Annotated in this window: 22 protein-coding genes and 1 pseudogene; 21 read left to right on the top strand and 2 right to left on the bottom strand. The window is 44.1% G+C overall.

Features of this window, described 5'->3' with window-relative positions:
- Positions 1-11: 11 nt before the first annotated feature.
- On the bottom strand, positions 12-2,159 hold the full coding sequence (locus tag ID165_RS14125) for an alpha-amylase family protein (protein WP_192085473.1): 2,148 nt from the start codon (positions 2,157-2,159) through the stop codon (positions 12-14).
- A 257-nt stretch (positions 2,160-2,416) separates the two neighbouring features.
- On the opposite strand from ID165_RS14125, the gene ID165_RS14120 reads away from it, so the two are divergent.
- The 9 genes from ID165_RS14120 (at position 2,417) to ID165_RS14080 (ending at position 9,415) form a co-directional block, all read left to right on the top strand.
- Complete coding sequence (locus ID165_RS14120) at positions 2,417-4,723, top strand: putative monovalent cation/H+ antiporter subunit A (RefSeq protein ID WP_192085472.1); 2,307 nt, start codon at positions 2,417-2,419, stop codon at positions 4,721-4,723.
- Between the two features lie 80 nt (positions 4,724-4,803).
- Complete coding sequence (locus tag ID165_RS14115; RefSeq protein WP_192085471.1) at positions 4,804-4,974, top strand: hypothetical protein; 171 nt, start codon at positions 4,804-4,806, stop codon at positions 4,972-4,974.
- Positions 4,975-4,980: 6 nt separating this feature from the next.
- Positions 4,981-5,391, top strand: a complete 411-nt coding sequence (locus ID165_RS14110; RefSeq protein ID WP_192085470.1) for a Na+/H+ antiporter subunit B — start codon at positions 4,981-4,983, stop codon at positions 5,389-5,391.
- 1 nt (position 5,392) lies between these two features.
- Positions 5,393-5,749: a Na+/H+ antiporter subunit C gene (locus tag ID165_RS14105; RefSeq protein ID WP_192085469.1), complete on the top strand. Its 357-nt coding sequence runs from the start codon at positions 5,393-5,395 to the stop codon at positions 5,747-5,749.
- On the top strand, positions 5,742-7,265 hold the full coding sequence (locus ID165_RS14100) for a proton-conducting transporter membrane subunit (protein WP_192085468.1): 1,524 nt from the start codon (positions 5,742-5,744) through the stop codon (positions 7,263-7,265). The genes ID165_RS14105 and ID165_RS14100 overlap by 8 nt, the downstream gene beginning before the upstream one ends.
- A complete protein-coding gene (locus ID165_RS14095; protein WP_192085467.1) occupies positions 7,262-7,741 on the top strand; it encodes a Na+/H+ antiporter subunit E in 480 nt (159 codons plus the stop codon). Before ID165_RS14100 ends, ID165_RS14095 begins: the two co-directional genes overlap by 4 nt.
- Positions 7,738-8,013: a cation:proton antiporter gene (locus tag ID165_RS14090; RefSeq protein WP_192085466.1), complete on the top strand. Its 276-nt coding sequence runs from the start codon at positions 7,738-7,740 to the stop codon at positions 8,011-8,013. The genes ID165_RS14095 and ID165_RS14090 overlap by 4 nt, the downstream gene beginning before the upstream one ends.
- On the top strand, positions 8,006-8,392 hold the full coding sequence (gene mnhG, locus ID165_RS14085; RefSeq protein WP_192085465.1) for a monovalent cation/H(+) antiporter subunit G: 387 nt from the start codon (positions 8,006-8,008) through the stop codon (positions 8,390-8,392). The genes ID165_RS14090 and mnhG overlap by 8 nt, the downstream gene beginning before the upstream one ends.
- Before the next feature lie 480 nt (positions 8,393-8,872).
- Entirely contained in the window at positions 8,873-9,415 is a 543-nt protein-coding gene (locus ID165_RS14080; protein WP_192085464.1) for a hypothetical protein, read from the top strand.
- Positions 9,416-9,812: 397 nt separating this feature from the next.
- Here the strand turns inward: ID165_RS14080 and ID165_RS14075 are convergent, their stop codons facing one another.
- A complete protein-coding gene (locus ID165_RS14075; protein ID WP_192085463.1) occupies positions 9,813-10,826 on the bottom strand; it encodes a LacI family DNA-binding transcriptional regulator in 1,014 nt (337 codons plus the stop codon).
- 284 nt (positions 10,827-11,110) lie between these two features.
- On the opposite strand from ID165_RS14075, the gene ID165_RS14070 reads away from it, so the two are divergent.
- From ID165_RS14070 to ID165_RS14015, 12 genes and pseudogenes are all read left to right on the top strand, one after another.
- Positions 11,111-12,157, top strand: coding sequence for an aldo/keto reductase (locus ID165_RS14070; RefSeq protein WP_192085462.1), 1,047 nt, complete (start codon positions 11,111-11,113; stop codon positions 12,155-12,157).
- A gap of 225 nt (positions 12,158-12,382) precedes the next feature.
- A complete protein-coding gene (locus ID165_RS14065; protein ID WP_192085461.1) occupies positions 12,383-13,393 on the top strand; it encodes a zinc-binding alcohol dehydrogenase family protein in 1,011 nt (336 codons plus the stop codon).
- Positions 13,394-13,487: 94 nt separating this feature from the next.
- Complete coding sequence (locus ID165_RS14060) at positions 13,488-15,575, top strand: discoidin domain-containing protein (protein WP_192085460.1); 2,088 nt, start codon at positions 13,488-13,490, stop codon at positions 15,573-15,575.
- A 48-nt stretch (positions 15,576-15,623) separates the two neighbouring features.
- A complete protein-coding gene (locus ID165_RS14055; protein WP_192085459.1) occupies positions 15,624-18,107 on the top strand; it encodes a glycoside hydrolase N-terminal domain-containing protein in 2,484 nt (827 codons plus the stop codon).
- Positions 18,108-18,191: 84 nt separating this feature from the next.
- Positions 18,192-19,136, top strand: coding sequence for a ThuA domain-containing protein (locus ID165_RS14050; protein ID WP_192085458.1), 945 nt, complete (start codon positions 18,192-18,194; stop codon positions 19,134-19,136).
- A gap of 89 nt (positions 19,137-19,225) precedes the next feature.
- On the top strand, positions 19,226-20,065 hold the full coding sequence (locus tag ID165_RS14045; RefSeq protein ID WP_192085457.1) for a sialate O-acetylesterase: 840 nt from the start codon (positions 19,226-19,228) through the stop codon (positions 20,063-20,065).
- A 54-nt stretch (positions 20,066-20,119) separates the two neighbouring features.
- Positions 20,120-20,989 (top strand): annotated as a pseudogene (locus ID165_RS14040) (alpha/beta hydrolase); the annotation flags it as partial.
- A 244-nt stretch (positions 20,990-21,233) separates the two neighbouring features.
- Positions 21,234-22,514 carry a CitMHS family transporter gene (locus ID165_RS14035; protein WP_192085455.1) on the top strand — a complete coding sequence of 427 codons (1,281 nt, stop codon included), beginning with the start codon at positions 21,234-21,236 and terminating at the stop codon, positions 22,512-22,514.
- A gap of 3 nt (positions 22,515-22,517) precedes the next feature.
- Positions 22,518-23,858, top strand: a complete 1,341-nt coding sequence (locus ID165_RS14030; RefSeq protein ID WP_192085454.1) for an acyclic terpene utilization AtuA family protein — start codon at positions 22,518-22,520, stop codon at positions 23,856-23,858.
- Between the two features lies 1 nt (position 23,859).
- Positions 23,860-24,159, top strand: coding sequence for a hypothetical protein (locus tag ID165_RS14025; RefSeq protein WP_192085453.1), 300 nt, complete (start codon positions 23,860-23,862; stop codon positions 24,157-24,159).
- 36 nt (positions 24,160-24,195) lie between these two features.
- Positions 24,196-25,113, top strand: a complete 918-nt coding sequence (locus ID165_RS14020; protein ID WP_192085452.1) for an alpha/beta hydrolase — start codon at positions 24,196-24,198, stop codon at positions 25,111-25,113.
- A gap of 143 nt (positions 25,114-25,256) precedes the next feature.
- The gene (locus tag ID165_RS14015; protein WP_192085451.1) at positions 25,257-25,886 is read left to right on the top strand and encodes a pyridoxamine 5'-phosphate oxidase family protein; all 630 of its coding nucleotides are present in this window, start codon (positions 25,257-25,259) and stop codon (positions 25,884-25,886) included.
- Positions 25,887-25,987 lie beyond the last annotated feature (101 nt).

Raw genomic sequence — 25,987 nt, 5'->3', positions numbered from 1 at the left:
CTGTTCGGGTGTTAGCGCTCCAGCACGATTCCTTCATAGTCTATCAACTTACTTACCTCAAACGAGGTGTGTCCCTCTTCATAACTAAAGGCTATTTCTTCACCATCAATCATGCTCCATATTTTGCTAGGTCTAAAGTCCGTTCTGATCCTGAATTTGGTCTGATAGACCGGTAGAGGACTGAAATAGGTATTGCCACTGAATCCGGTAAGATTGACCAAGTGCAACAGCATTCCTTCCCGGCTTTCGGTTCCATAGTTTTCCGGTGTATTCAGGGCATATTCTTGTAGGATAGCCTCTACCCGTGGATGTGCGTCGGTGACGATCAGGTCATTTACCTCCGGGTAGCTGTATTCAATCAAGTCCAACAGGATGTTTTTATGTTGCTCATATCCATGTAGGTAATACAGTTTGCCCAGATTGATGGGCAAAAGAATAGCGCTGCTTTTGGCGTGCTTTTTTATACCGACTGCATAATGCCCCGAAGGTTCGTGGCCTCCGATTTTCTCGGGTGGCCCGGGTCTTCCGGGAGTGTATATGGCTAGTTTTACTTCATCTGCTGCTGTGAAATCATACAATCCCAAATTGAATTTCCAGAAAAGCAGTTGCTGCTGTCCAAATCGGCTGAAGAGCTTTTTGTCTGCCGGATTAAGGTAAAAACCGCTGCCCTCGTGATCTAGTTGTTTGATTTTGGCTCCAAAGAGGCTCTCCAGTACTTCCGGATGAGCTGACAACGAACGGTTGGTGGCGATCAGGTTGGTGCCCGATTTGTTGATTCGGCCGAGTGCATCCAGAGATTCTCCATCCAAATTTGTGATTTCGGGCAAAATAAGCAGCTTATACGCTTTCAGTTGATCTTCCAGATGCGCAATTTGGCTTTTCTCCACAATATCAAATTGGATATGGGACTCTTTGAGCATCAGCTGAACTCCCCGGTATTCCTGGGCGGCATCCCCCGACGGCCAGGATCCGGGAGCGATTACCGCTACCTTTGCGGGAGAAGTGTAGTTCCCAAAATAGGGTTCATACTTTTTGTGCAGCGCATAGATCTCTCTGTATGTATCAAAATTGCGCTCATCCTCATACTCCCGGAAATCTCCCATTATGCTCATATCCAGTCCTGAGCCATTGGCAATATTTTCGTACAGCCGAATTGCTACTTCTTCCGGCTCTACGGCATTGTACCTGGACTGAAAGGAAATCTGCTGAATACTCGCATTGCTGACGATATGATCAGGGTAGGAATGGATCGTATTGTTTACATTGTCCGAAGCATTGTATGGCCAATAAGGCAGGGAATTGGTCTGTGACTCATGGCGGATGATGTCCACAAATTTTTCAGAGTAGGTACAGATGGCAATCTGCGCGTTTTTTGATTTGACGAGTTCATGGACACGGCGGATCAGATCGTCAGAGGTATACTGCTTGAATTCTTGGTATTTCGTAAATACCGGATCGCCGTAGTCTTCCGTCAGAGGCAACTTCATCCCATCGCTATAGTCAGCAAAACGCTTGGCATCGTAGGGGTTCTGGTCGATGCCATGATATTCTCCTGTGTAAGCGTTTTTGGTGGCATAACCGGGCATATTGATAAAAATGCCGTCAATAGGATAGCGATCGATTACTTCTTCTACGATATTGAAAAGTTGTTCTTGCTCATAAGGCGCATTGATTGAGATCACATACATATCGTCATTCACGATGCGTTTGCCTTCAGGAGATAAGTAGAACCAATCGGGTTGTTTGTCAAAAATACTTTTATGTGCCCTGCTGAAATCAAATCTCACAATTACCCGAATTCCATTTTCATGGCATCTGGAGATGACATCGCCCAGCATATCATCTTTCATATACGGATTGGTGTACTGATATTCTAACCGGGTAGGATAGAAAGCCATAATTCCTCCGGCATTGATAATAAGGGTATTGGCAGAGAGGCTTTTCAGGTCAGCTATCAAGGAATCTACTTCCAGGGTTTCTGCCTCATATGCAGGCAGATTGGTCTGGATTACTCTTAGGTTATTTGCTTTCCACCAGGGTATGCTGTCTGGCCAGATGGGAGATTGGGCTTGGGTGGTCAGGGGAATCAGAAGAAAAACCAATACGTAAAGCAAGTTTAAAGGGATAGCCCGTAGAGGGAAAAGAGAAAATCGTTTCATTTGGCAATAAGCATGGGATCAATTCCTTTGGTAAATACCAACAGTTTTCCCGCAGTATAGACAATTCTATTTACTTCCACGCTTCCTTTTTTGCTCTTTTTCAAAAATATTCACTGAGGTAAAAAAAAATGTAAATACCGAAACAGTCCTTTGAATTTTCCCTCCGATACACAACAATCCCTAATAATACAACCAAAGCCATCAACTTTCTTTTTTGTAATTTAGAATTTTAACTATCAAAAGCCTTCGGAAAACACATGATTCTAGCCATACTTTCCGGATTTATCGTGGCGGCGATGATTCCCTTACTCAGCAAACTGGTCAAAGGCAAAGGTTCCATTGTGATGCCCTTTTTGCCCCTTCTCCTATTTGTGTATTTCCTTAGGTATCTCCCTCAGATCAGCGAGGGAGAAGTGGTCAGTTTGATTTACCAATGGGTTCCCAGTACAGGCATTAATCTGGCTTTCCACTTGGACGGCTTAGCTCTGCTTTTTGTATTGATGATTACAGGGATCGGTGCGCTGGTGTTTTTCTATACATTCAGCTATCTCAAAGGCCATGTTTACCTTGATAGATTTTATGGATACCTCAGCATGTTTATGGCATCCATGTTGGGTCTGGTGCTTTCGGATAATATCATTACGCTGTTTATTTTCTGGGAACTGACAAGTATCAGTTCGTTCTTTCTGATCGGATTCAATAATGAAGATCCCAAATCCAGAAAATCAGCACTACTGGCACTAAGCATCACTGGAATGGGAGGATTATCTCTATTGGCAGGCATGATTGTACTGGGAACGATAGGCGGTTCTTTCTCTTTTCAGGAGTTGCTTTCACAGCGTAGTTTGATCATTGGACATAGCAGCTATGGATGGATTATCGGGTTACTGTTCTTGGGTGCCTTTACCAAATCTGCCCAATTCCCCTTTCACTTTTGGCTTCCGGGGGCGATGAAAGCACCTACGCCGGTAAGTACCTACCTCCACTCCGCCACCATGGTGAAGGCAGGGATTTATTTGCTGGCGAGGTTTACACCACTATTGGGAAGTACACCTTGGTGGAATACGACTTTGATCATCGTGGGAGCGGTGACCATGGTTTATGCGGCCGTTCATTCTGTTTTGCGAATCGATATGAAGGGTATTTTGGCATATTCCACCATAGCTGCCTTGGGCATATTGGTTTTCCTGATTGGCCTCGGTACAGAGGAAGCACTATTGGCAGCCTCCGTGTTTATATTGGTTCATGCCCTGTATAAAGCAACGCTCTTTCTGGTAACGGGTATCGTAGACCACGAGACAGGGACCAGAGATGTGACGGCTTTGGGCGGCTTGAGAAAAGTAATGATGCCGGTAGCCATCGCCGCAGGATTGGCAGCTCTCGCCAATGCGGGGGCACCGCCTTTTCTGGGCTTTATAGGTAAAGATCTGATCTATGAGGCCACGCTTCATTGGGGGGATTGGGCATATTTGCTTACGGCTGCAGCTATACTAACTAATATCTTCCTCCTTTGTGCCGGATTGCTGGCCGGGTATAAACCATTTGCCGGAGCGCTTCCCACGCAGTTTGAAAAGACACATCTTCCTCATCCCACAATGTGGGTTCCTCCTTTGATCCTTGCCGGATTGGGATTGATATTTGGGCTGTTTCCCGGATTGATCGATCAAAGTCTGGTTCAGCCGGTTTTTAGAAGTATCTCAGGAAGTGGTTCAGGGCATCCTATCCAACTCTGGCATGGCTTTAACCTGATCTTGGGCTTGAGTGTATTGACCCTGAGTCTGGGCACCTTATTCTATTGGCTTCTGAAACCATCCGAGGGACTGGTGGGGACCACGCTGAAGTTTGAATGGCTAAGCCCTCAGTTTATTGCCACCTTGTTGGGCAGGCTTTTTACCAAGTTTGCGGGTTTGTGGACGGGCTTTTTCCAAAATGGTTACTTGAGAAACTACGTGATCACCATCTTGGGTTTTCTAACCATCCTACTTGGTCTCAGACTTTATCAGGGAGTAAGCCTTGTTATAGATGCTTCCAAACTCACGGAACTGACGATTTACGAAGTTATAGTCGTGGTGATCATGTTTGTTTCTATCATTTTCACGGTTTTCTCCAAATCCCGTCTCGTGGCAGTTGCGTCGCTCGGGGTGATCGGCTACTCAATATGCCTGATTTTCCTGTTCTATTCGGCTCCCGATCTGGCAATGACACAGTTTTCCATTGATACATTGACTGTGATTTTGTTTGTCTTGGTGATTTATAACCTGCCGAAATACAATACCTTCTCCAGCAAAAGTATTCGTCTGCGGGATGGCGTACTGTCCCTGTTTTTCGGCACGTTGATAGCGGTGCTCACCCTGGAGGTCTTGTCAGAGCCGCTCAATAGGGAAACTTCAATCTTCTACGCCGAAAGCTCCTACCTTTTGGCCAAAGGTAAAAATGTAGTCAATGTGATTCTGGTGGATTTTAGAGGGTTTGATACCATGGTGGAAATCACTGTGCTGGTCATTGCCGCCATAGGTGTATTTAGTTTGCTGAAGTTGAGGCTTAAAGGCATAGAAAAAGAATAGTATGAAATCGACACGATTAAAATCATCATTAAAATATACAGTGCTCCGCCAGCTGGCGGATTGATCGTCAAAGATTCCGTATGGCCTTTGAAAAAAAATATATGTATATCTCTTTTAAAGTATTAAAAGCAATAAAGGATGCGGCAAACCCTAGCATTGAGGTTCCTTCGGTCACCCATCATCGGTCTTCCTGCCGGCAGGCCAAAGAAAATGAGACTATCAGCATCACTGCCGATAATCATAAAAATTAAATACACATGAAATCGATCATTTTCAAATCCGCATCCACTTACCTCTTACCGCTGTTGGTTTTATTTTCGGTATTTATCCTGTTGCGTGGACATTATCTTCCGGGGGGAGGATTTGTAGGCGGACTGATTGCATCCATCGCATTTGTTATCCACTCTTTTGCCAATGGGCTGGAGACAACCAAAAGCTTGATCAAGTTTCACCCTGGGTTTCTGATGCCAATCGGTCTGAGCATTGCCCTGTTGAGCGGAATGGCACCTCTTTTAATCGGAGAAAGCTTTATGACAGGACTATGGTTTGATGAGCCTCTGCCGGTGATAGGAATGATAGGCACTGCCTTATTTTTTGACACAGGAGTTTACCTCGTGGTAATCGGCGTGACACTGACTATTATTTTCACCATTTCGGAAACTATCTAATATGGAATTACTACTCGTTATTTTGATAGGCTTATTGTACGCATCGGGAATATACATGATGCTCCGGAGGAGCATGGTCAAGTTGATTATAGGATTGATCCTACTTGGTAATGGTGCCAATATGCTCATTTTTCTATTGGGAAGAATAGTCAAAGGCAAACCGCCCATCATCGATTCGGCCTCCAAGATGTTGACCGAAATCTATGCTGACCCTGTACCCCAGGCGTTGATCCTGACAGCAATCGTCATCAGTTTTGGGCTGCAGTCATTTGCTATCATTCTGGTCAAGCGTGCCTATAAAATCACCAAGACCGATGATCTGGATGAGTTGAATACTACTGACGAAATTTATGAATAACCCTTACATAGTTTTACCTGTAATCTTCCAGCTCTTCTCAGCGGTCTTGCTGATGTTTTTTTGGTATAAGGTAAATTCACAACGATTAATCTCGATTATATGCAGCCTTATCTCGGTGGGTATAGCAGGCTGGCTGCTGCGGGAAGTCCTTCAGAACGGAATACTTACCATGCAGGCAGGGGAATGGCAGGCACCCTTCGGGATTACGTTTGTAGCTGACGCCTTCAGTGCCACCATGGTATTGTTGACGGCCATTTCCGGTATGGCAGTGACCGTTTTTTCTACAGGCGCTATCCGAAATGCACGGCTGAAATTCGGCTATTTCCCCATACTTAATTTTCTCTTAATGGGGCTGAATGGGGCTTTTCTTACAGGGGATATTTTTAACCTGTATGTGTGGTTTGAAATTATCATCATTGCTTCTTTTGTGCTGATTACCATAGGAGGGGAGAAGGCACAGATCGAAGGAGCGATCAAATATGTGACGATGAACTTGCTGGCATCGGCTATTTTCCTCACTGCCATTGCAATTCTCTATGGGATGGCCGGAAGCCTGAATATGGCTGATCTTTCCGGGCAGGTCGCACAGATAGAAAATAGAGGCCTGGTCAATGTAGTGGCCATTTTATTTCTCATAGGTTTTGGCATCAAGTCAGCTATTTTCCCACTTTACTTCTGGCTTCCTGCTTCTTACCATACCCCGCCCCCGGCGATATCAGCGATTTTCGGCGGTCTGTTGACCAAGGTAGGTGTCTATGCTCTGCTGAGAATCTTTACCCTGATATTTATCCCTGACGAGTTTCTGGGTACATTGCTGGTAAGCATAGCGGCATTGACTATACTGTCAGGGGGACTGGGGGCTATACTACAGGTGAATTTGCGAAAAATCTTCTCGTATTTGATCGTGTGCCATATTGGTTTTATGATCGCAGGATTGGGAATATATACCGAACTTGCCATCGTAGGGGTAATATTCTACCTCATCCATGATATTATAGTTAAGACCAATCTTTTCCTTGTGTCGGGCTTGATCTTCAAGCTCAAGGGAACGCTGAATATCATGAAACTAGGGGGACTGTATAAAAAATATCCGCTATTTTCCCTGCTGATGGCAATTCCTTTATTTTCTCTGGTAGGTATTCCCCCGCTTTCCGGGTTTTGGGGAAAGCTCTTTCTGATTCAAAGCGGATATAATGAAGGACACCTTATTCTTATTGGGTTTATTCTGCTGGGTAGCTTCCTGACACTCTGGGTGGCGGGAAAGATTTGGACAGAGGTTTTCTGGAAAGATGCTGTTGATCTTCCCAAGAAAATGAACGTAAAGTATTACAAAGAACTAAAGCCATTTAAGCAACGTGCCATGGTCGTTCCGATTATCTTATTGGCCGGAGTATCCTTATATATTGGGTTTGGGGCAGAACATATCATCTTGCTGAGCAAGCAAATTGCAGCTGAACTAATGGAGCCTTCCGCCTACATAGAGGCAGTGTTGGGAGCTAAACCGGTTACACCATGATCAAGACCAAATTTCTAAGTAATCTTCTTCTTTCGTTGGTGTGGATTGCAATCACCGGAACTTTCACCTTTGAGAATTTTATTTTCGGCTTTGCCGTGAGTTTTTTCTTATTGTGGATCACAGCTACCGATAGAAGGGACAATAAATATTTCAACAGGATTCCCAAGTTGATCAGTTTTGTGTTGTTTTTTCTTTATGAACTGATCAAAGCCAATATAGAGGTGGCTTATGATGTAGTCACGCCCAAGCATTACATGAAACCGGGAATTGTAAAAATTCCGTTGGATGCACGTTCGGATTTGGAAATTACCTTGTTGGCGAATCTGATTTCCCTTACCCCCGGCACACTGAGTTTGGATGTCTCAGATGACAGAAAAGTGCTGTATGTACATGCCATGTATGTGAAGGACAGGGAGGGTTTTGTGGCGGATATCAAAAACGGTTTTGAAAAACGATTACTAGAGATAACCAGATGAGCGTTTACGACTATTTATATTTTATTATCCTGCCGGTATTGGCTGTATCTATATTGATTATTTTTATCAGATTCTTGATGGGACCCACACTTCCTGACCGGGTTATTGCACTTGACTTGCTATTGACCACCGGTATTGGGATTATAGCGGTGTATAGCGTGACCACCAATCAGCCTGCTTTTCTCGATATAGCCATGATTATGGCTTTGATTGCTTTTCTGGGGACGGTAGCATTTGCCTATTATTTAGAAAAAAGGAAAAGAAATGACTGAAATCATCATAATAGTACTTAGCTCGCTGGGAGCACTTTTCATCTTGTTGGCCGCTGTAGGGATTGTCAAAATGCCTGACCTGTACCTGAGGATTTCTGTTACTACCAAGGCGGCGACGCTTGGGATAGGTTTGATTTTATTGGCTGCCGGAATTTACTTTTCAGATACTGCCATTCTTGCACGGGTAGTTGCGATCATTGTTTTTATGCTGCTTACCGCCCCGGTAGGAGCGCATATGATTGGAAGAGCATCTTATTTTACGGGAGTGAAATTGTGGGATAAGTCCACTATCGACGAACTTGAAGGGCAATACGACCAAAAGTCCCACAAGCTGAAAAGCGGTGAGGAAAAGGAGAAGAAGAAAGAGGGGGACGGCTGATAAATATAAGCGCTTTTAGGGTGCTTCCATTTAGCGCATGTGCTATTTGATAGGGGTTAAGATCCCTGAAATCTCGACGGTTTTTTTATTTTCACCGCAAAGGATCAAATAAAGTAAAGTAGTACGGAAAGAGTTATTCTCATGCTCAGATTGTAGGAAGAGCGAAGTTCGCCGGAAGTATTATTGATTTATTTTCGATTATTTTATGTAATTAATTGGTAGTCAGTTTGATGTTTTGTTAGATCGTTTTTGGGAAATTAGTGAAATGCATTTCTCCGACCTAGTTCTTCAATATTGGTTATTCAAACTTTTTAATAATAACTGAAAACAACGTAATATTGCTTTTGATAAGCCGTTTGTTTTGAAGTGGAAACCTAACTGTATAGGAAAAAAATGGATTTTACCGTTTTTAATGTTCGCTGTCAACATGAAAAATCTACTTAACAATTTGAAACTTAAAACAACTAACTATTTAACTTTATGAAAAAGACAATTTTTGTAATTCTTGCCGTTTTTACAGCGACACTTGCCCATGCGCAACAGCCTTTTCAAGAAGGGACTACCATGGCCAATTTGGGTATAGGAGTAGGAACCAATCTGGGGGGCCTTGGCAATGCCCGACCTGCGATCAGCATTGCCGTAGATCACGGTTTTTGGGATGTAGGTGGCCCCGGAGTGATCAGTTTGGGGGGATATCTTGGAAATACGGGATACAAGTACAATGGTCCGGGCTATACTTCTAAGTGGAATTACGTGGTGATAGGTGTTAGAGGTGCTTATCATTACAATGGTTTCCCATCTATTCCTGAATTGGATCTTTATGGAGGTTTGATGCTGGCCTATAATATTTCCAGCTATTCTTATGAAGGAGGCGGAACCCCTATTTCAAATAACTATGGCAGTGATCTTGGCTTGACTGCCTTTGTTGGAGGGCGCTACTTCTTTAGCGACAATTTAGGCGCATTTGCCGAGTTGGGTTATGGTGTTTCTGCTTTGAATGTTGGGGTCACATACAAGTTTTAACCTTGATTTGAAAAAATTGAGAGAGTCTGTCTCATAAGTAGGATTTCTTGACAGGCTGGGTAAGGAAAATTTAGAATTTACAAAAGAGTAGTGACAGCGTAATTAGGGACAAATTAAGTGTCATCCTGAGCGAAGTCGAAAACCCTTCGACTTCGCTCAAACTGACACATTACCAATACCTGCTCAATGTGACAATTATGAGCTATGGGGCAGCCTCTTTTTTTTGTCTGTTTTTAACCACGATGACGCAATGGTTTATCGCGGATTTTGCATTAGGTTTCGTAATAGCCCGTCACGTTTTTCTTGGAAAGGGAGGAATAAATTTATTCCACTAGTGTGAGTTCCTTCAAGTGAAGTACTTATAGTTCATGGAGGTGTAGTTGATTTTATTCAAAACTTAACTTTTCAAAACCATACAAGATTCTCTCAGAATCAACTCAGTCTTTATACTTGTTGTTTCCAGGGGTGTTGCAGGATTATTGATTTTGTTTAGTAAATAGTTGGCTCCCAATACACCCATTTCAAAAGGTCGTTGATTGACTGTGCTCAGGGTGGGGTGGACGTAAGTAGAAATAGGTTCGTCAGCATATCCGATTACTGCCAATTGATCGGGGATGCAAATACCGAGAGCACTGGCAACTTTGTAAATCTCAAATGCCAGATAATCACTATAGGCAAACGCTCCTTCAACTTGGAAGTGTTTGAGACATCCGGTGATTTTTTCCGTCAAATCCGGCTCACTTCCTTCCAGAATCAATTCCTCTTTCAATGCTAATTTATGCTTTCGAAGTGCCTCTTTATAGCCCATAAACCGGTTGAAGGTAGTTGATAAATTTTCAGGCCCTTTGATGTGCAGAATATTCTTGCAGCCACTACGGCACAGGTAATCTACTGCCGAAAAAGCTCCGTTAAAATCATCCGAAATGACATACGGTGTTTCTATTTCCTCCGAAAAACGATCTATTAACACCAGCGGAGTTCCGCTGTCCATCACTTCCTGCAAATGGGCAAACTTGTCATTCATCTTGGAGATGGTAGCCAACATGCCATCTACCCGTGCATCTAATAGCGTTTGGGTGGATTTGATTTCCTGCTTTTGTTTTTCATTGGAGGTACAGATAAGCAACTGGTAACCTGCCATGGATGTGACACTTTCAATTCCGGCCAGCATGCGGCTATAAAAATGATGGGTGAATTCCGGAATGATCAATCCGATGGTATGTGTTCGGTTTTCCAGAAGACTCTTTGCGATAGGATTGGGTCTGTACCCCAGTTTTTTTGCCAAAGACAGGATTTCGTACCTTTTTTTCTCGCTGACTTTACCGCCTCCATTCAGTGCTCTCGATACCGTAGAGGGTGTCACATGAAGTGCATTGGCAATATCGGTAATGCTGGTTCTTTTCTTTTTCATCTTCAGCGGCTTGTCTGCCCTAAATTTAGAACAAATGGACGGAACTCTTGCGATTTACAGCATACACGGTTTGGTCTGGTCAAACGTTTGACCAATATAGTTTTAAAGAGAATTCTGATATTGGATTATTCTTTTGAAAAATGAATGAAAACCATTTCAACCGGGATTATGCATTAGGTTTCGTTATGAAGCAATTAATGGCTGCAATAACCTGTACGCCGTGGCGTAGAATTGCTAATGCATATTTCGGGTTCAAATAGTAATCCCCTTAATTTGTTGAAGATATGGAGTTAGGTCAAACCGGCATACAGGTACCTGCTATGATCGTAGGGACGGGTTCATTGGGCAACCTTTACGAAGCAAGACCATATGGGCAAAAACTAGAGCTGGTGTTGGCTGCTTTAGAATGCTTTCCGGATGGAGCCGTATTTGATTCGGCCGGGAAATATGGAGCTGGATTGGCTTTGGATACGTTGGGGCAGGCACTATATGATTTGCAAGTGCCCAAAGACAAGGTGCTGATCAGTAATAAATTGGGATGGAAACGTGCGCCTTTGCTAGGCACCGAGCCTACTTTTGAAAGAGATGTCTGGAAAGAACTGACGCATGATGCGGTTCAGGATATCAGCTATCAAGGCATTCTCAATTGCTTTGAGGAGGGGAATGAATTGCTTAAAGGCTTTGACGCTCAGCTCGTATCCATACATGATCCCGATGAGTATTTGGATCAGGCAAACTCACCAAAAGATTATGAAAAGAGGTTTGAGGATATTCTGGAAGGCTATGCGGCATTGACGGAACTGAAACAGGCCGGTAAGGTGAAAGCAATCGGTGTTGGGGCTAAAAACTGGGAAGTAATCCGTAAAGTCTATAAGAATTACCCACTTGACTGGGTGATGATCGCCAATAGCATGACTATCTATGATCATCCTGAAGAGCTGTTTCACTTTATGGGACAATTGGAAAAGGACGGAGTAGGAATCATTAATTCTGCAGTTTTCCACTCCGGTTTTTTGGTAGGTGGGGATTATTTTGACTATCAAAAGATGGATAGTGATGATTCGGAATTTCAGAAAAGACATCAGTGGAGAGCTCGATTCTTTACCCTTTGTGAAGAACAGGCAGTCGATCCTGCACATGCCTGTATCCAATTTGCACTTCAACTTCCGGGAGTCAATTCTCTGGCACTTAACTCCACCTCGACTCGTAGAGTTCGGGCTAATGCAGCGTTTTGCACCATATCACTTCCTGATTACTTTTGGGCTGCTTGTAAGGAGCAAGGCCTTATCGCTGACTATTTGGTAGAATTTAATTTGAATAAAACTGAATGAAATCGAACCTGTCTGAGTCCAGGCATGACTCGGGTGTCACTCAGTGGCATGATTAGCTACCATGCGGGACAGGCTATCCCGTTTCCTTTGTCATGGGACAGGTTATGACCATAAAAAAACAAACTATAAACACATGAAATCGAGCATGACGAAGAACGTCACACAGATGAATGATTATCCGTTATGCGAGATTCCATGTGACCATTAAAAATCAATTATAAACACATGAAAATACTAAGCTGCACTTCACCTGGAGAATTTGAGTATCAAGAAGGAGAAAAGCCACAGCTTTCTGAAGGAAGGGCTATTGTCAAAATCAAGAGGATCGGTATCTGCGGAACAGACCTTCACGCATTTGAAGGCACCCAGCCTTTTTTTTCTTATCCAAGAATCCTTGGGCACGAATTGGCAGGAGAAGTAACGGAAATAGCAGAAAATGAGGAAATCTTCAAAGGTGATTTGGTAACAGTGATTCCGTATTTCAACTGTGGGACTTGCGTGGCCTGTAGAAATGGCAAACCCAATTGTTGTCAGAAAATCAGCGTTTTTGGAGTGCATGAGGATGGAGGCATGCAGGAATTTGTATCCTTACCTGTTTCATCCTTGGTTAAAAAAGAAAGACTGAACTTAGAACAGCTTGCATTGGCGGAGCCTTTTGCCATAGGTGCTCATGGAGTGCGGAGGGCAGGAGTGAAACCGGGGCAGTTTGTACTGGTAATCGGAGCAGGTCCCATTGGATTGGGGGTGATGGAGTTCGCCAGGATTGCAGGAGCTATGGTGATTGCTATGGATATCAACGACAAAAGACTGGACTTTTGCAGGGAAGCCTGGAATATCCCCTATGTGGTGAAGGCTGGTGAAAATGCTTATGAAACAATACGGGAGATCACAAACGGGGATTTTTGTGATGCTGTAATTGATGCTACGGGTAGTCTGGCAGCTATTAATCAGGGATTTAAATACATCGCCCATGGAGGTAATTATGTGCTGGTAGGTTTGCAGAAAGGCGAAATAGCCTTTTCCCATCCGGAATTCCATAAGCGGGAAGCGACTTTGATGAGTAGCCGAAATGCAATCCGGGAAGACTTTGATCAGGTTTTGGAAGCCATGGACTCCGGTCAATTGTCGGTGGAGAAGTACATCACTAACCGGGTGCAGTTTGAACAGGTAACCCATGATTTTCAATCTTGGCTCAATCCTGAGAACGGGGTGATAAAGGCAATGGTGGAAATGTGAAGTGAATAAGGCTAAGTCTTCATTTTCTAAATGGAAGCAGGAATTAAGTCATTAAAAAATAAGTGATTAATAAATAATTTAACAAGTAGTAAAAATGAATTTCAAGGGCTTAGTAGTTAGTCTTTTCTTAATTCTTGGCATGTGTCTTTCAGCATGTGAGGAAGTAAAACCACCTCAGCCTTTCGGACCGGTACCGGATGAAAACCAGATGAGATGGCAGGAAATGGAATATTATGGATTTATCCATTTTTCTGTCAATACCTACACCGATATGTCTTGGGGATTTGGAGATGAGGATCCCGGTATTTTTGACCCAAAAGAGCTGGATGTGCGTCAGTGGGCCAGAATAGCAAAAGAAGCAGGAATGACTGGGTTGATCCTTACGGCCAAACACCATAGTGGATTTTGCCTTTGGCCTTCAGAATACACGGATTATTCCATCGAAAATTCTCCATATAAAAATGGAAAAGGTGATATCGTACGGGAAATGGCAGATGCCTGCAAGGAATATGGATTGAAGTTCGGTGTTTATCTTTCACCTTGGGACAGGAATTTTGCAGACTATGGCAAGCCTGAGTACATCACATATTTCAGGAATCAACTGACCGAATTGCTTACCAATTATGGGGAGATTTTTGAAATCTGGTTTGATGGTGCTCATGGTGGGTCGGGGTACTATGGCGGAGCTAACGAAACACGGGAAATTGACCGAAGAACGTATTACGACTGGGGAAATACCTACAAATTGGTGCGCGAGCTTCAGCCAAATATTGTCATCTGGAATGATGGAGGGAAGCGTGCAGACCTTCGCTGGGTAGGAACTGAGTCAGGGTACGTGGGAGAAACCAACTGGAGTTTACTGGATTCCCTTGGGGATGTGCCGGAGGATATGTTGCGCCACGGTGTGGAAAACGGCAATGCCTGGGTACCGGGTGAGGTGAATACTTCCATTCGCCCGGAATGGTTTTATCATGTGAGGGAGGATTCCAAAGTGAAAACGTTGCCTCAGTTGATGGATACTTATTACAATTCCATCGGAAGGAATGGGACTTTATTGCTTAATTTCGCGATCATGCCAAACGGTTTAATTCATGAAACTGACGAGAAAAATGTACTGGATTTTGCACAAGCTGTCAAAGAAGTATTTGACGAGGATCTTGCTTTAAATGCTAGTGCTGATGCTACCAATGTAAGAGGCGGAAGCAGTAAATATGATGCTTCCAAGGCTTTAGATGGAGATAAGGATACCTATTGGGCAACTGATGATGGAGTGAATTCGGCCTCTCTGACCATTACTTTTGATGAGCCTACAAGCTTTAACCGCTTTATGGTCCAGGAATACATCCGGCTGGGACAGCGGGTAAAAGCATTTACGATAGAAGCCATGGTAGATGGGGAATGGAAGGAATTGGACAGCCAGACTACGATTGGTTACAAGAGAATCCTGCAGTTTCCCACCGTGGAAGCTACCCAACTTCGCTTTACCGTCACTGATTCCAAAAGTAATCCTGTCATCTCAAATATAGGTGTATTTAACGCCCCTCAGATTTTGACCTCACCGGGGATCATTCGTGAGCAATCCGGAAACATTCGCATCATCCCTGCAGATGAGGAATCTGTGATTTATTATACGCTGGATGGTTCTGCTCCGACTAATGAATCTGAAATTTACACCGGCCTTATTCCGACTGCTGATGGCAAAGTGCAGGTGGCTGCCATAGCCTATGATCCTTCCTCTCAGAGAAGCAGTCCGGTAACTGAGGAAAGCTTTGATATTTCCAGGAAAAACTGGAAAGTCACAGGTGAAGGGGATTCCGGTGTGGCACAGGTTATTGATGGTGACCCCAATACGTTTTGGCATCAATCTGACGATAAGAAGCTCCCGATAGATCTGGTCATCGATCTGGGCAAAGAGGAGGAGCTGATCGGCTTCCGATACCTACCTGATCAAAGACTCTGGTCTAGTGGTATTATCACGGAATATGAATTCCATGTGTCTATGGACAATAACTCCTGGCACAGAGTAAGTCAAGGTGAATTCTCCAATATCAACAACAATCCACTATGGCAAAGTAAGGAATTCGCTTCGGTGAAAGCCAGATATATAAAACTCACAGCTTTAAAAAACACAAAAAACGACAATTCGGCCGGCTATGCAGAAATCGATGTGATTACCAAATAATCCATGGGCATCGTTTGCTTAACCTACACTTTTAAACACTAACCCAAAATGCCTGCTTATCAATCTTATTTAAGAAGCTTATTTATTGTGATTTTTCTAGCTTTTTCCGTGCCGGTAAAAGCTCAGGAAAGCTCACCACTCACCCTTTGGTACAAGCAACCGGCTGCTGATGTATGGACAGATGCCTTGCCGATAGGAAATGGTAAACTGGGTGCTATGATCTATGGAAATGTGGAAAATGAGCTCATCCAGCTCAATGAGCATACTGTCTGGTCAGGTGGTCCAAATAGGAATGATAACCCGGATGCCCTGGCTGCTTTGCCGGAAATCCGACGCTTGATTTTCGAAGGAAAGCAAAAAGAAGCCGAACAATTGGCATCCAAAACCATTCAAAGCAAGAAGTCGCACGGGCAGAAATTCCAGCCTGTGGGAGATCTGAATATAGCCTTTGAAGGGCATGGTACTTTTACAGATTACCGTAGGGAACTGGATATAGAGCGGGCAATTTCCAAAGTGAGCTATGTGGTAGATGGCGTGACTTATACACGTGAAGCGATTGCTTCTTTTGCGGACAACATCATTGCTGTTCATTTGACTTCCAGCAAACCTGGGGTGATTTCCTTCACCGCTTCCATGTCCACGCCTCAGCCAAATGCCACTCTCGGTATCAATTCCTATAAGGAGCTGACAATTTCGGGAACCACCACGGATCATGAAGGATTAAGGGGACAGGTTAAATTTAAAAGCCTCACCAAAATCAAAAACCGTGGAGGAACAACTTCTACTTCGGATAACTCCATTACGGTAAGGGATGCAGATGAGGCAACTATTTACATTTCCATTGCCAGCAATTTTAACAATTACCTGGATCTAAGTGGCGATGAAAATGCCAGATCAGAGGAGTTTATGTCAAAAGCTTCCACCAAATCTTTTGATGATCTGCTGAAGACTAACGTGCCGGATTATCAAAACTACTTCAATCGGGTAGTCTTGGATTTGGGTGAGACAGAGTCCTCCAAACTCCCCACAGATGAGCGCTTAAGCAATTTTAGAACCGGTAATGATCCCCAGTTGGTCACGCTTTATTATCAATATGGAAGGTATTTGCTCATTTCTTCTTCCCAGCCTGGAGGACAGCCTGCAAACCTACAGGGAATCTGGAACAAAGAGATGTCACCGCCCTGGGACAGCAAATACACCATCAATATCAATGCACAGATGAACTATTGGCCTGCCGAGAAAACCAATTTGGCGGAGCTGCATGAACCCTTCCTGAAAATGGTTTCCGAAATGGCCGAAGCAGGTGAAGAAACGGCCCGTGTAATGTATGGCGCCAGAGGGTGGATGGCTCATCATAATACTGATATTTGGAGAATTACCGGCCCGGTGGATGCGATCTTCTGGGGAATATGGAGTGGTGGTGGTGCCTGGACGAGCCAGCATCTCTGGGACCATTTCCAATACAGCGGAGATACGGAATACCTGAAGTCGATTTATCCGATATTAAAAGGTGCTGCGACGTTCTATGTGGATTTCTTGGTCGAGCATCCGGATAACAAGTGGTTGGTAGTAAACCCGGGGACTTCTCCGGAAAATGCCCCGGCCGCACATGAGGGGTCGTCCTTGGACGCCGGAACTACCATGGATAATCAATTGGTTTTTGATGCTTTCAGTGCTGTGATTCAGGCTTCCGAATTGCTGGACAGGGATCAGTCATTTGCAGATTCGCTTCGTGTGATGAGAGACCGACTGCCCCCTATGCAGATCGGAAAGCATGGGCAATTGCAAGAATGGCTGGATGACATAGACGATCCCAATGACCATCACCGTCATATTTCGCATTTGTACGGCTTATTTCCATCCAATCAGATTTCCCCTTTACGTACACCTGAACTTTATTCTGCTGCGAGAAATACCCTTATCCAACGAGGTGATGTTTCCACAGGATGGAGTATGGGTTGGAAAGTTAACTGGTGGGCACGGATGCTTGATGGAAATCATGCCTACAAACTCATTCAAAACCAATTATCTCCAGTTGGTTCTAATCAAGGGGGCGGCGGATCTTACAACAATCTTTTTGACGCACATCCTCCCTTCCAGATTGACGGAAACTTCGGCTGTACTTCAGGAATAACCGAAATGTTGGTGCAGAGTGCCAATGGTGAAATTCATCTTTTGCCTGCCTTACCGGATGTTTGGAAAGATGGAAGCATCTCCGGTATTCGTGCCAAAGGCGGCTTTGAAGTGCTGGAACTGAAATGGAAAGACGGGAAGATTGAGAAGGTTGTGATTAAATCCACTGTTGGAGGAAATCTACGGTTGAGGGTGCCAAATGCATTGAGCCTGGAAAATGGAAATGAACTAAATAAAGCTAGCGGCGAAAATCCGAATCCTTTCTATCAGGTGCCACTTACCGCAGATCCAATAATTTCTGCAGAGGCCGGGATTATTCCTGTGGATCTAACTGACATGAAGCTGTTTGATGTCAAAACCACACAAGGAGAGGTGGTTACCTTTGTAGCAGAAAATTGAGTCCTGCAAAATGTAGGTTTCTTTTCGGACATAGATTTCAAGTATAAATTGAGTAAGCGGAAACATATTTATAACTGATTTTTAATGGTATTCAAGGAAGATTTTTATTCAACAAGACTTCGTCTGAGGCGGTTTATTGGACTGATCGCTATGGGATTGTCCTTGCTTATGAGCGGGGATCTTTCTTCCCAAACCAAACCTGTCCATACCGTTTTAATCGTGGATGGATTTAGCAATCATGACTGGAAGCAAACCACCGAAGTGATCAAATGGATTTTGGAAGGAAGTGGGAAGTTTGAGGTGGAAGTATCCACCGTACCGGTTGACAGCATTCAGAGGCAGAGGTGGATTCCCGATTTTGAAGCTTTTGATGTGATCATCCAGAATACTAATAATATCCACAACCCAAGTTTAAACTGGCCTGACCAAGCGCAGAAGAGTTTGGAAACCTACATGCAGCATGGCGGAGGTTTGTATATTCTTCACTCAGCCAATAATGCGTTTCCGGATTGGAAAGAATACGATAAGATGATTGGATTAGGCTGGCGCTCAGCTCAGGCAGGGGTGTCTTTGGAGGTAAATTCTCAAGGGCAGCTGATAAAACATCACCGGGGAGAAGGGGAAGGTACGGGGCATGGGGATCGTTTTGATGCACTCATTCAAATACTGAATCGCCACCCCATCAATGAAGGTTTTCCTGAATCATGGAAGACCGTAAATACGGAGGTTTACAGTTTCCCCCGAGGCACTGCCGAAAACCTGACTGTACTTTCCTATGCTTATGATAGCACAGATACCGGGAAATTGTGGCCGGTGGAGTGGGTAGTCGAGTATGGCGAAGGAAAGGTATACAATTCCAGTATGGGCCATCTGTGGAAGGGCGAGACTTATCCTCCGGCCTACCGTTGTGCCGGTTTTCAGACTACTGTGATCAGGGCAACAGAATGGTTGGCCACCGGAAAGGTAACCTATCCTGTACCCTATGACTTTCCTACCTATGAAAATTACAGTCTAAGACCCGGTGACTGAGGAGAGCGGTCAATATGAATTTGTACTTCCTTAATCAATAACCTAACAGTATAATAAACTTTCAAACCCATACTAACTCCCAACCCAAAATGAAAAAGCCGCTCTTCCTCTTTTCCTTGGTTCTGCTATTGTTTTTTACCCCCCTACGGGGATTTTCCCAGGATCCCAACTTTTATGTTTTCCTGAGTTTCGGCCAATCCAACATGGAGGGAAGTGCCAAGTATGAACCACAGGACACTGTGGCAAATGACCGGTTTAAGGTACTGCAGGCGGTGGATTGCCCGGATTTAGACAGGGAAATGGGGAATTGGTATCCAGCTGTACCGCCGCTTAGCCGCTGCAATACCGGCCTTACTCCCGGGGATTATTTCGGGAAAACGCTCGCCGAAAATCTCCCTGACAGCATCAGAATCGGTATCATCAATGTGTCTGTTGGAGGCTGTAAAATCGAGCTCTTTGAGAAAGATAATTATGAGTCTTATGTGGAAACTGCTCCGGAATGGATGAAGGGCATGATCGCCCAATACGAAGGGAACCCTTATGGGAGATTGCTGGAGCTGGCGAAAATTGCCCAGAAAGATGGGGTGATCAAAGGCATTTTGCTGCATCAAGGTGAATCCAATACAGGAGACGAAACCTGGCCTAAAAAAGTAGCAGGCGTTTATGACAACCTACTCAGCGACCTAGGATTGGTACCGGGTTCTGTTCCGTTGTTGGCAGGCGAACTTGTCAGCGCGGAGCAAGGAGGCAAGTGTGCGGGCATGAACCCCATCATTGCTACGCTTCCTTCTGTAATACCTAATTCCTATGTGATCTCCTCGGAAGCCTGCGAAGCTATAGCAGACGGACTTCATTTCTCTGCAGCCGGATACCGACTACTTGGATCCAGGTATGGTGAAAAAATGGCGGAACTTCTGAAGAAAGAATGAGCTGGAAATTTTGATCCAGGCAATTTAACCCAAAAAATAACCTAATACACCTATATGAACTGCTCAAAAAACCTATTACTCCTATTGTTTCTTTTTGCCGGGCAACTCCATGGCCAGCAGTTAGAAAAAGAAGCTCCTGCAGGGTTTGACCAAGTCAAGGATGGAATTCCCCATGGGGAAATCAACACCATCAGTTACCCCTCAAAGACCGTTGGCAATGACCGCAATGCCTTAGTTTATACGCCTCCCGGATTTTCCGAAAAGGAGAAGTATCCCGTGCTTTACCTCCTGCATGGCATAGGCGGAGATGAAAAGGAATGGCTGAACGGAGGCCATCCGGAGGTGATTCTCGATAATCTCTATGCGGATGGGAAACTGGAACCCATGATTGTAGTCATGCCAAACGGCAGGGCGATGAAGGACGATAGTGCCGGTGGAAATATCATGGCGCCGGAGAAGGTTCAGGCTTTTGCAACCTTTGAACAGGATCTGCTGAATGACCTGATTCCATTTATCGAAAAAGAGTATCCTGTATTGACCGACCGTGAAAATAGAGCCATTGCGGGCTTATCAATGGGTGGCGGGCAATCGCTGAACTTTGGCTTGGGAAACCTGGATAAATTCGCCTGGGTAGGAGGCTTTTCCTCCGCTCCGAATACCAAAATACCTCAGGAATTAGTGCCTGATCCGGAAAAAGCAAAAGAACTATTAAAAGTGCTTTGGATTTCCTGCGGGGATGCCGACAGACTGCTGAGCTTCAGCTCCCGTACCCACGATTACCTGGTAGAAAATGACGTGCCGCATATTTATTACTTAGAAACCGGAGGCCATGATTTTAAGGTTTGGAAAAATGGGCTATACATGTATTCCCAATTGCTTTTCAAGCCTGTAGATCAATCCAAGTTCGACCATTATAGTCCATTGGAAATAGCAGAGTAAAACAATGTAGGAGCTTTAAGGAACCAACAAATTTGCTCAGATCATGCAGCCCTTTTGTTTAACGAATAATTCAAAGTAAATTTTATTTCATTTTCTAAGTAAGACAAACCCAAAATCCCATGAAAAAAAATACTCCTCATCTTACTGTTAATCAGTGGGTTTTCTAACCTCAGCTTTACCCAATATTTAGAATTTTAAAACCCATGATAACCAACTAAAAATTGCTTCTATGCTGTCACTTTTAGGTTTTCTTACCATAGTCATTTTGCTAGTCTTGGTGATGTCAAAAAAGGCATCTCCGGTAGTTGCATTGATTATGGTGCCGGTGGTGATGGGATTGATTGGAGGTTTTGGTTTTGAGTTGCTAGACTTCATGACGGATGGGATCAAGACCATCGCACCTACAGGTGTCATGTTTATTTTCGCCATTCTCTTTTTCGGGATATTGACTGACGCAGGGACTTTTAAGCCCATCATCAATAAGCTGCTGGGATTTGCAGGAAATGATCCTGCGAAAATATCTGTCGCAGCTTCAGTTTTGGCAATGATCGTGCACTTGGATGGCTCTGGAGCAGTAACTTTTTTGGTGACAATTCCGGCCTTTTTGCCCCTGTATGATGCCTTAACTATGAAACGGGCTAACCTTGCTTGTATAGTCGCTCTTTCAGCTGGAACGATGAATATTCTACCATGGGGAGGACCTACTATAAGAGCAGCCTCTGCATTGGAAATTTCGGTGACCGAACTCTTCAATCCTCTGCTGATTCCGGTTTTGGTGGGTTTAGCTTCGGTGCTCTTAATTGCATTCTATCTTGGGAAAAGTGAAAGAAAAGGAGAAGTGTTAACCAAGGTTCATTTTGAAGAAGAAATCACTTTCAGTGAATTGGAACGCCCAAGGTTGTTCTGGTTTAATATAGCGCTGATTCTTCTGGCTGTCGGGATTTTAGTGTCAGGATTAGCACCGCCTCATGTCATTTTCATGATCGCATTTTGTGTTGCTATAACGGTAAATTACCCGAAAGTGAAGGAGCAAGGAAAGCGGATTGATGCACATGCCAAGGCTGCGATTTTGATGGCAAGTATTCTTTTTGCCGCGGGATGTTTTACAGGGATTTTGAAAGGTTCAGGAATGATATCGGCAATGGCTGATTCAGCTGTTGCGTATACCCCTGATTGGATTGGGAATCATTTGGCTGTGATCATGGGGGTTTTATCCATGCCTGCAAGTCTGCTTTTCGATCCTGATTCCTTCTATTTTGGTATTTTACCTTTATTGGCTTCCACAGCCGTGGAGTTTGGAGGTTCAGGCATTGAAGTGGGAAGAGCGGCAATTATGGGGCAGATGACTACAGGATTTCCTGTTAGCCCTTTGACCGGAGCGACCTTCTTGCTGATTGGTCTGACAGGTGTTGACTTGGCAGATCACCAACGGAAGACCATTCCTTATGCATTTTTGGTGAGTATGATTATATTGATTGTTTCACTTATAATTGGGGCTATTTCCTTTTAAAATATGATGAAGATTAGAATAGGAAGTGGAGCAGGTTATGGAGGTGACAGGCTGGAGCCTGCCATCCGGTTGATGGAGAAAGGGAATCTTGATTACATTGGATTTGAATGCCTTGCGGAGCGGACGATAGCCATTGCCCAAGAACAAAAAAGAGTCGATCCATCCAAAGGGTACAATAATTTACTTGAATATAGAATGGAACAGGTGATTCCATTAGCCTATAAAAACAAGATCAAAGTCATCACGAATATGGGAGCGGCTAATCCTGAAAAAGCGGCTGAAATATTAGCTTCTTTGGCCAGGAAAGCTGGCGCTCGTGGGATGAAAATCGCAGCAGTAATCGGAGATGATGTGCTGGAGCAAGTCAAGAATCAGGATAATCTGGTGATCCTTGAAACGGGGCAACCCTTATCTTCTATCAAAGAAAACATCGTTTCTGCAAATGCTTACCTGGGAGCATTGCCGATAGTAGAAGCTTTGCGAAGCGGTGCGGATATTATTGTGACAGGCCGGGTAGCAGATCCTTCCTTATTTCTGGCTCCCATGATTTATGAGTTTGGTTGGAGCATGGACGATTTTAGGAAATTGGGAAAAGGAACCTTGATCGGGCATTTGTTGGAATGTGCCGGACAAGTTTGTGGAGGATATTTCGCTGATCCGGGAATCAAGGATGTTCCTGAGCTGTGGAACCTTGGATTTCCCTTGGTTGAAGTGGATGAATCTGGAGATGGATTTGTGACTAAACTTCCGGAATCGGGTGGTTTGGTGAGTACTGCCACTTGCACCGAGCAGATGTTATATGAAATCCACGATCCTCAGAATTACTTTACACCGGATTGCGTAGCTGACTTTTCGAAAGTAGAATTTCACGAGTTGGAAAAAGATAAAATTGCATTCAAGGAAGGCAATGGAAATCAGGCTACTGATACTTACAAGGTCAGCGTGGGATATAGAAATGGGTATTTGGGAGAAGGAGAGATTAGCTACGGTGGTGCCAATTGTTTAAAAAGAGCTGAATTGGCCATAGAAATCATCAAAAAAAGACTGGAAGGTAAAGAACTTACTGATTTGAGATTCGAACTTATAGGAGTAAACTCCATCAATCCTTTAAACTCGTCTAGTCAGCTAGTTGAGCCTCCGGAGGCTAGAGTTAGAGTTGCCGGGAAATCCGGTTCCGCAGCTATAGCTAGGCAAATTGGTTTGGAAGTAGAAGCTCTTTATACCAATGGACCTGCCGGAGGAGGCGGGGCAACTCAGCATTTGAGCGGGCAAATTTCCATCGCTTCAGTGCTTTTACCCAAATCAGAAGTACAAACGAACATCATATACCAAACCATAGACTGATATGAAACTTTGGGAGATAGCACATTCCAGGACTGGAGACAAAGGAAATATCAGTAATATATCATTGATCGTGTACGACAAGGAAAACTATGATTTGGTTTTCAGTAAAGTGACCGCAGAAAAAGTAAAAGCCTGGTTTGGTGACCGTATTAAGGGCAGGGTGGATCGTTACGAATTACCACAACTTGGAGCTTTGAATTTTGTGCTCTACGATGCCCTTGAAGGAGGAGTCACTAGTGCCTCTACCTTAGACAAGCATGGCAAATCTATGAGCTCTTATTTGCTGATGATGGATATATAAACCGAAAATAAATAATTAACAAAACCCAATAATACAATGAACCTATTAAAAAGCTCAATTTTGGCTTCGTGCCTATTCATCTCCACTGCCGTCCTGGCGCAGGATGGCACTATTTATCCACTTGAAAACCCTTCTGAGCCTAATGCTATTTTGCTAGGCACCGGTGGAGTTGAAAACCAACCTGCTCCAGAGACTTGGTTTAAGCAATGGGGAGATCCTATGGCACGGAATATTTCTACAGCTACACTGACCCCATTTCTCCCTGAACCCGGCACAGCGACAGGAGCAGCCGTAATCGTCGCTCCGGGCGGTGGCTTCAGATGGCTTTCTATGGGAAATGAAGGCTGGGAAGTTGCAGAAGCACTCGCAAAGCAGGGGATAGCAGCTTTTGTGCTGAAATACCGTCTGCGCCCGACCCCGGAATCAATGGATGGTTTCAAAGAATCCATGAATCAGACCTTATCTCCGCCACCCGCTCCTGCTCAGGGTGAAACTCGCCCAAGTCCGACTCCCTTTGATCTCTCTGATCAGCTGGAAGATGCCGAGGCTGCTTATGCAATGATTGTAGAACGTGCTGAAGAGTGGGGGGTAGATGTCAGCCGGTTAGGCATGATTGGCTTTTCTGCGGGGGCTGGACTTACGATGCACAGCACACTCAATTCCAAGACTATGAAATTGGCTTTTATAGGTCCGATATATGGCGGAATGGGTCCTGTGGAAGTTCCTGAAAATGCTCCTCCCATGTTTAATGTGATTGCTACAGACGATTTTCTTTTTAGAGGCCAGTTCGGTGTGATCGATTCCTGGTATAAGGCAGGTATCCCTGTAGAATTCCACCTTTATCAGAACGGTGGACACGGCTTCGGTCTTGGCAATCCCGACCGTACAAGCAGCCGTTGGTTTGATGCATTCATGTACTGGCTGGAAGTCAACGATTTCCTTGTTGCTGAGTAATTGGTTTTCTTGGATTTACTTCCATTTGTAATTGAGTCTATAGAGATCATGGATTCTCCCGGATCCGGTACCTGACTTACTTTTACATGATATCTACTTTCCTAAAGGCAAGAATATTGTGAAATCCTTAAACAGAAGCAACCATGGAATGGACATTTGAAAATACAATTAGTTCGGAGAATGAATTACGTGAGATTTTGGGGTATCCCAGTGAAATCGTTACGAGGAAAACTATTGACCATATTGATGAACACTGCAGAAATTTTATAGAGAAATCCCCCTTTATTACCATAGCCACGTCGGACTCTAAAGGGAATTTTGATGTTTCCCCCAAAGGTGATCCAGCAGGTTTTGTCAAAATTTTGAGTGATAAACTGCTTGCTATCCCGGATAGACCCGGTAACCGAAAGGCGGATACGTTGAGAAATATCATTCAAAACCCAAATCTAGGGTTGATTTTTCTAATTCCCGGAATAAAAGAAACCTTAAGGGTAAACGGTGAGGCTAAAATAGTGACAGATCAACAGGTTTTGGAATTGCTTACTTGTGAGGGTAAGATGCCTTCTTTGGCTATCATCGTCAGTGTGAAGGAGGCATTTATGCATTGTGCCAAATGTATTATCAGGTCAAAACTGTGGGTGGAGGTAGACTCCGGCCAACAAAATTCCATTCCCTCATTAGGTAAAGTTTTAGTTGATCATGGCAAACTTGATATCTCCTATGAGGAATTGGATGAAAGTATCAAGGGTGATGAAAAAAACAATTTGTACTAACGACAGCTTGCTGCCGGCTCTTTTCTCTACTTAAGGCTTGCTGAAAAAGTCTCAGGTATGCCAGCTTCAAGGCGGCTGAGTGAAGATGTATAGGTATACCT

It is taken from the genome of Algoriphagus sp. Y33 (assembly GCF_014838715.1).
GTDB lineage: Bacteria > Bacteroidota > Bacteroidia > Cytophagales > Cyclobacteriaceae > Algoriphagus.
The sequence above is the reverse complement of the archived record's forward strand: the minus strand, read 5'-3'. Positions and strand labels throughout refer to the sequence as shown.

Excerpts from the sequence above, each read along its gene's own strand:
- ID165_RS14105 (WP_192085469.1), top strand. The coding sequence starts at position 5,393 with ATGGAATTACTACTCGTTATTTTGATAGGCTTATTGTACGCATCGGGA.
- ID165_RS14100 (WP_192085468.1), top strand. The coding sequence starts at position 5,742 with ATGAATAACCCTTACATAGTTTTACCTGTAATCTTCCAGCTCTTCTCA.
- ID165_RS14020 (WP_192085452.1), top strand. The coding sequence starts at position 24,196 with ATGAACCTATTAAAAAGCTCAATTTTGGCTTCGTGCCTATTCATCTCC.
- ID165_RS14025 (WP_192085453.1), top strand. The coding sequence starts at position 23,860 with ATGAAACTTTGGGAGATAGCACATTCCAGGACTGGAGACAAAGGAAAT.
- ID165_RS14110 (WP_192085470.1), top strand. The coding sequence starts at position 4,981 with ATGAAATCGATCATTTTCAAATCCGCATCCACTTACCTCTTACCGCTG.
- ID165_RS14035 (WP_192085455.1), top strand. The coding sequence starts at position 21,234 with ATGCTGTCACTTTTAGGTTTTCTTACCATAGTCATTTTGCTAGTCTTG.
- ID165_RS14045 (WP_192085457.1), top strand. The coding sequence starts at position 19,226 with ATGAAAAAGCCGCTCTTCCTCTTTTCCTTGGTTCTGCTATTGTTTTTT.
- mnhG (WP_192085465.1), top strand. The coding sequence starts at position 8,006 with ATGACTGAAATCATCATAATAGTACTTAGCTCGCTGGGAGCACTTTTC.
- ID165_RS14070 (WP_192085462.1), top strand. The coding sequence starts at position 11,111 with ATGGAGTTAGGTCAAACCGGCATACAGGTACCTGCTATGATCGTAGGG.
- ID165_RS14060 (WP_192085460.1), top strand. The coding sequence starts at position 13,488 with ATGAATTTCAAGGGCTTAGTAGTTAGTCTTTTCTTAATTCTTGGCATG.
- ID165_RS14125 (WP_192085473.1), bottom strand. The coding sequence starts at position 2,159 with ATGAAACGATTTTCTCTTTTCCCTCTACGGGCTATCCCTTTAAACTTG.
- ID165_RS14115 (WP_192085471.1), top strand. The coding sequence starts at position 4,804 with ATGGCCTTTGAAAAAAAATATATGTATATCTCTTTTAAAGTATTAAAA.
- ID165_RS14055 (WP_192085459.1), top strand. The coding sequence starts at position 15,624 with ATGCCTGCTTATCAATCTTATTTAAGAAGCTTATTTATTGTGATTTTT.
- ID165_RS14095 (WP_192085467.1), top strand. The coding sequence starts at position 7,262 with ATGATCAAGACCAAATTTCTAAGTAATCTTCTTCTTTCGTTGGTGTGG.
- ID165_RS14065 (WP_192085461.1), top strand. The coding sequence starts at position 12,383 with ATGAAAATACTAAGCTGCACTTCACCTGGAGAATTTGAGTATCAAGAA.
- ID165_RS14080 (WP_192085464.1), top strand. The coding sequence starts at position 8,873 with ATGAAAAAGACAATTTTTGTAATTCTTGCCGTTTTTACAGCGACACTT.
- ID165_RS14050 (WP_192085458.1), top strand. The coding sequence starts at position 18,192 with ATGGTATTCAAGGAAGATTTTTATTCAACAAGACTTCGTCTGAGGCGG.
- ID165_RS14075 (WP_192085463.1), bottom strand. The coding sequence starts at position 10,826 with ATGAAAAAGAAAAGAACCAGCATTACCGATATTGCCAATGCACTTCAT.
- ID165_RS14120 (WP_192085472.1), top strand. The coding sequence starts at position 2,417 with ATGATTCTAGCCATACTTTCCGGATTTATCGTGGCGGCGATGATTCCC.
- ID165_RS14015 (WP_192085451.1), top strand. The coding sequence starts at position 25,257 with ATGGAATGGACATTTGAAAATACAATTAGTTCGGAGAATGAATTACGT.
- ID165_RS14030 (WP_192085454.1), top strand. The coding sequence starts at position 22,518 with ATGATGAAGATTAGAATAGGAAGTGGAGCAGGTTATGGAGGTGACAGG.
- ID165_RS14090 (WP_192085466.1), top strand. The coding sequence starts at position 7,738 with ATGAGCGTTTACGACTATTTATATTTTATTATCCTGCCGGTATTGGCT.